Raw genomic sequence first — 5,650 nt, 5'->3', positions numbered from 1 at the left:
AGCAGCCAAAACGTCGTAGACACACCAGGTGATGACGGGCAGGAGCCCCGCGACGGACCGGCAGCACCCAACAGCCGGCCACGGAGCGAAGCGGACGGGACGCCCGCCTTGTTGGTCCCACGTCTGGCATGTGTTGTCTCGCCTGAACGAGCCAGTCTTTTGCCAGTGCCGGGGCGGGCGCTGGTGGGTTCTTCCATGAGGCAGTTCGGCAGAATAGTTTCCCCGCTCATGTTCTCGCGTCGCGTTCTACAGCGTCGCGGCTTAGGTGATGCTGGGGAGGGCGTTCACATTCCACCATGGGCGTTGCCGCACATCCCGGCCGCAGTGTTTGCCCATTTCGAGCGGCCGGGCGGACGGGTGGGCCCTTGCAGCCCCACCAGCCTGTTCTACGGCGCCTGGGCGGAGGCGGACATGTGCTGAGTGTCAGCCTCGGCCAGGGCCTGGCCGTCCAATTCACCCGCGCCCGGCCCCGTCTAATGCCAGGTCTCATCTATGGCACAGTTTGCCATGGTCTCCATAGGGTCCTGCACCTCTGGTCCAGATACGCGGAGCGCTGGCCGGCTACCGCGCGATCCAGCTCTGCCAGTGAACTCGTCGGGACCCAAGCCCAGGCTTTCCCGACCAAGGGCCAAACACGGGCAAACAAAATTTAGCGGGTTTCCGTCAGGAACAGCCCACCCAGCGGTCAAAGAAGCGCAGGTAACATGTGTTGCCCAATGCCCCGTCCCACGGACCCCCTGTCGGCGCCGGGACGGTTCACCTGCACACCGGGGGCGGCTCTTAGTCGGCCGCTAACGGAAAGTGACGTGCTGGGCACTAGAGCTGGCTGCCCCCATCTGATGCCTCGCACGTCCCACACCACCCCGCCCGATCCTTGCCCGTCATGAATCCCTGCCTGACGAATTCTGAAAATGATGCTGCCATCTGTGTGGATCCTCGGGCAGATCACGGCGATGGGGGCCTGACCCGTCTCGCGTGCAAACCAAGGTCACCAGACCCCCATCCGCTGCCCTGCCCGCCCCTCGGGAGCATGTGCCCTGTATGGCTTCCAAACGGAAACGCGAGGAACCTTGGGGCGCCTGGAACCTGGTGGTCAACATCATCCACGAAGATGCCTACGTCAGCGCTCGAGAATGACATCCTTCGTATTTGGGAAGAGCATCTTGTACGACAGTCCGGCGATGGCTGCGCCGACGATCGGGGCGACAATGAACAGCCAAACTTGTCCGAGCGCCTCCCCGCCAGCGAACCACGCAACGCCAAGTGAACGCGCCGGATTCACTGACGTATTCGTAATGGGAATCGACACCAAATGAATCATCGTCAGGCCTAGGCCGATGGCGATGGGCCCGAAACCTTTCGGCGCCCTGGAATCAGTACTGCCGAGAATGATGTAGAGGAATACAGCAGTCAGTATGACCTCGGTCAGAAGAGCCGCAACCATCGAATACCCGTCCGGGGAGCGCTCCCCGTAACCGTTGGACGCAAAGCCGGAGTCTACAGCGTTGAAACCGTTCTTTCCCGACGCGATGGCGAACAAAGCCAGACCCGCGATCGACGCTGCAATGATCTGCGTAAGGATGTATGGGCCCACCGCCTTCCACTCGACGCGGCCCGCCAGAGCCGCCCCGATTGTCACGGCGGGGTTGAAATGGCCACCTGAAATGTGGCCCACTGCGTACGCCATGACGAGCACGCTCAGGCCAAAGGCCAAGGCCACACCAAGGAACCCGATGCCGAGATTGACAGGACTTTCAGCGAGGACCTTGGCAGCGAATATGGCACTGCCGCATCCTCCGAAGACCAGAACGAACGTACCCAGAGCTTCGGCACCAAGCCGGGAGGCGAATGATTTGTGCAAGTTCAACTCTTTTCTTTTCAGGGTGAGTAAGAGAACCGTATCTATAGACGGGCTATTTTCCCGGGAGGATGCCGGGGTTTAGAGGCTCCGGATTTGTTATTGGCAACGCGTGCCCTTTGCTGGGCGGGGGCGGCGCGGATGCTGGGTGGCTCTTGGAATCGGCGGGCGCTTTCTGACAAGCAGCGTACACAACGGGCTAATCAGCGTTCTAAGCCCACTCCTACATGGCCCGCATCACGCTATCTATATCGCACGTTCTCACCTCAGGCCTCCTGCACGTCCCACAACGTTCCCGTAAACGGAGATGCCAATAACGGTATGCCACGCCCTGCTTCACATAGATGTGCCCCAACGCCGGCAGTACACGCATCGAAGCCCAGTAGGTGTCCGATTCCTCCAGAAATAGGTGGCCCGAGTCAGTTTACAAACGGGAAAAGGCCATTCGAGAAAGAAGGGATGGATATCTAAATGTCAACTCTCAATTAGAGTTCTCGGCATTCCGCGAAGTCGGCACACCCGCGATCTGCCGCTGGTTTCATTACGCCAAATCGTCACAGACTGGTGGTTCTACAGCCTCAGCCTGAAAGATCCGGGGCGAAGCCTTTTGGCGAGGTAGCCCTCACGCCGGGCTTGCTGGCGATTTTCCCCACCACGACGGCAAGTTCCCCGGAATTCCGCCATTCCTAGGCTCGTTCGACCTCTTCCTCCCATCCCAGAAATCGCCGTGCTCAAGTTAGGAGCCGGTTGGTGAGGGAACGGCCGGCCTTCCGAAGCGCATTTGAGCCGAAGCTCACGTTCTGTTGACCGGTAACTACAAGATTCGTGACGCTCTTCCATGCTCAATTTTTCATCAATTTTCTTATTGACTGGCTAGTCTCGCCGCTCGTAATGTTCCAGCATCAGAACATGAAGTTTTCCGCTAGGGATTTTCAGGATTCATGTTCCTTCGCTTTAACAAATGACAAAAACATTTCTTGCCGCAGGGTCTATTTGGTGTGCTCTGGCAAGGAATCGTGGGTGCAGATGGAGGAAGAATGAGTGCTTTTACGAACAGCGCTGATGGCTACCGGGACCTTTTGCCCATGGTGCTTGAAGAAGCACTGGGCTTTTATGATGGTCTGCCGTACCGGCGTGTGCGGGTACCCGATACCCGGACCGTGCTGCAGGAAGTTCTGGGCGGTTCGCTTCCCTTGACTTCAACGCCGGGCGAGAAGGTCCTGGAAACCCTCATACGCGGCGGCCAACTTGGGATTTGCCCGAGCGGAAGTCCCCGCTATTTCGGCTATGTGGTCGGCGGGGCGCTGCCCGTCGCCGTCGCCGCAGACTGGCTGACCAGTGTCTGGGACCAGTGCGGGGTGATCTCCGGCATGTCCCCGCTCACCAGCACCTTGGAGGAAATCTGCTCCGAGTGGCTGGTGGATCTGTTCGAACTGCCGGCGGGGACATCCGTGGCATTTACCCCCGGCTGCAGTTACGCCAACATCCTCGGTCTCACCGCCGCCAGGTATGCCGTACTCGAACGTCATGGCTGGGACGTCCGCGAACGGGGTATTCAGGCAGCACCGACAATCACTGTGCTGGCCAACGAGAAGATCCACGCATCCGTCCTTCGCGCCCTGAATGTCCTGGGCCTGGCCGGCAACCTCCTAAAAATCAGCACTGACCGCGAAGGCAGGATCCTTCCCGATGCCCTCGACAAGGCGTTGGAAGAAGCCGCAGGAAGTCCTCTGATCGTGTGTGGGCAGGTCGGTGAAATCAACACCGGAGCGATCGAGTTCCTCCAGCCCTTGTGTGAGCGCGTCCATGCAGCAGGCGGCTGGGTCCATCTCGACGCAGCCTTCGGACTCTGGGCCGCGGCAACAGAGATGCGGCAGACACTCTTCTCCGGACTTGAGAGCGCCGACTCCTGGTCCACCGATGCCCACAAATGGCTCAACGTCCCCTACGACAGCGGAATAGCGTTCATCGCCGACAAGGACGCCCACCGCGCAGCACTGGCAATGTCCCCCGACTACCTTCAATACGACCAGCCACAAGAACGGCACCCACTTGACTGGGGCCTTGGAATGTCCACACGCTCCCGAGTCATCCCTATCTGGGCCGCCCTAAAGCATCTCGGCAAGGACGGTGTGGCCCGGATGGTTGAACGCCACTGTGAACAAGCCAAACACTTCGCCCTCCAACTAGCCACTGAACCGGGCGTCGAAATCGTCAACGACATCACGCTCAACCAGATAGCCGTCAGGTTCCACCACCCTGCCAACCACAGCGACGTCCACACCCAGAACGTCGCCGATGCCTTCCAGGAGGAGGGCATCGGCTGGGCCCAGACCAGCCGATACAACGACCAGAAAATCCTCCGACTCGCCGTCCTGAACTGGGCCACCACTGACGACGACATAGACAGGGCCGCCGCCTCACTACTCTCCCACCACCGCCGCCTCATCCATCAAGGGAACATGGCCCGGGCAACGCAAACCGTGGTCACCAACCATCGCAACATCATCAACCAAGCACAGACTCACGGCTGACCATGACAGAGACGAAGAACCCAACGGGAGCAGACGGGGAAAAAGGAACTCAGAACACGGACTTCTCTGCCCACTTAACCGTCGACCAGTGGCTGCTATCCGACCCAGCTCCCGGCACCTACCACGAGTACAGAAAGCGCTCATTTCAACTGACGGGACAAGGAATGACATGCCACAGACGCGCCCCCCTATCTACCGTCACCGCAACCCCACCAGGAAGGACACGACCAGTCATGACCGTGACAACAGCAACAAAGGACGCATCCCACACTTTTCGCCAGGCTACGACCTTGGACCGGGACAATGTTATTGCCGCTCTTACGGCCGGCTTTTCCGATGACGTCCTCGTTGGCGGGTGGTTGTTCCCGGACCCGGAAACCTACGCCCACCACGCCGGCGGCTGGTTCGCGTGCTACACCGACTTCGCGCTGGAACACGGCTACGTGTGGACCACCGGCGACGCAGTCGCTGCCCTCGTAGCCATGCCTTCGGCGGCGTGGCAAGGTGCCCAGCAAGATGAAGACCTCAAAGGTCGAGTGGCCAAAGCCACAGGCCCCTACATCGACCGGGTCGCAGCCCTCGACAAGGTTTTCGCAGACCGCCACCCGGAGGCAGTTGACCACATCTACTTCGCCATGGGGGCCATCCAGCCCGAGCACCGCAGCAAAGGTCTTGGCACCCGCATGCTTCAGAACGCATTCGAATTCGCTGATCTCGTGGGACTGCCCTGCTACGCCGAGGCCTCCTGTGAGCGGAACGCCCGGCTGTGGGACCGGATAGGCCTACGCATAACCGGGGCACCCATCACGGTGACTGGTTACGACTCCGACATGTTTTCGCTCTGGCGGCCACCCACGCCAACCGCCCACACCTGACACAAAATCTGCTTAAACTCGAATGAGAGCACCCGCTCGCGACAAGACTCGAGGGCTCACCGGGCCGATCCCGCGAGACCACGCCCTCTCCACCTCGGCCTCACCTGGCCAAGGTTCACTAACATTTCTCGACGGGAGGTGCGGGTACCAAAGATCACAAGTATCCGCCCGCACCTCCCCGTCAGAACCTGCCCCGCTCACACCCTTACCCGAGACCGGTTTCCCGGTGCGGGTGGGTGGTTTGAGCGCGACGGAGAACGGCCTTGGGCAGGTCCATTTCGTGGGCCAGGGACTGTCCGATTTTCGGTGGATCCACGGTTGGCATTTAGTTGATTCTTCCGTCGAAGCTGATGGCGAAGGCGTTCAGGGCCGGCTTCCATCGT

The 5,650-nt window shown here is 60.2% G+C and carries 3 protein-coding genes; 2 read left to right on the top strand and 1 reads right to left on the bottom strand.

Translation table 11 applies throughout. The features are described 5' to 3' along the window. Positions 1 to 1,120: 1,120 nt before the first annotated feature. Positions 1,121 to 1,867: an aquaporin Z gene (gene aqpZ, locus J2Y41_RS22910; RefSeq protein ID WP_309931996.1), complete on the bottom strand. Its 747-nt coding sequence runs from the start codon at positions 1,865 to 1,867 to the stop codon at positions 1,121 to 1,123. A 1,028-nt stretch (positions 1,868 to 2,895) separates the two neighbouring features. On the opposite strand from aqpZ, the gene J2Y41_RS22905 reads away from it, so the two are divergent. After that, positions 2,896 to 4,392, top strand: coding sequence for a pyridoxal-dependent decarboxylase (locus tag J2Y41_RS22905; RefSeq protein ID WP_309931995.1), 1,497 nt, complete (start codon positions 2,896 to 2,898; stop codon positions 4,390 to 4,392). Between the two features lie 233 nt (positions 4,393 to 4,625). Next, entirely contained in the window at positions 4,626 to 5,267 is a 642-nt protein-coding gene (locus tag J2Y41_RS22900; protein ID WP_309931993.1) for a GNAT family N-acetyltransferase, read from the top strand. Positions 5,268 to 5,650: the final 383 nt, after the last annotated feature.

The organism is Arthrobacter sp. 1088, assembly GCF_031455315.1.
GTDB lineage: Bacteria > Actinomycetota > Actinomycetes > Actinomycetales > Micrococcaceae > Arthrobacter.
This window is presented reverse-complemented; position numbering and strand designations above follow the sequence as displayed.

Bases quoted from the DNA above. Each gene is read 5' to 3' on its own strand.
- J2Y41_RS22905 (WP_309931995.1), top strand. From the start codon at position 2,896: ATGAGTGCTTTTACGAACAGCGCTGATGGCTACCGGGACCTTTTGCCC.
- J2Y41_RS22900 (WP_309931993.1), top strand. From the start codon at position 4,626: ATGACCGTGACAACAGCAACAAAGGACGCATCCCACACTTTTCGCCAG.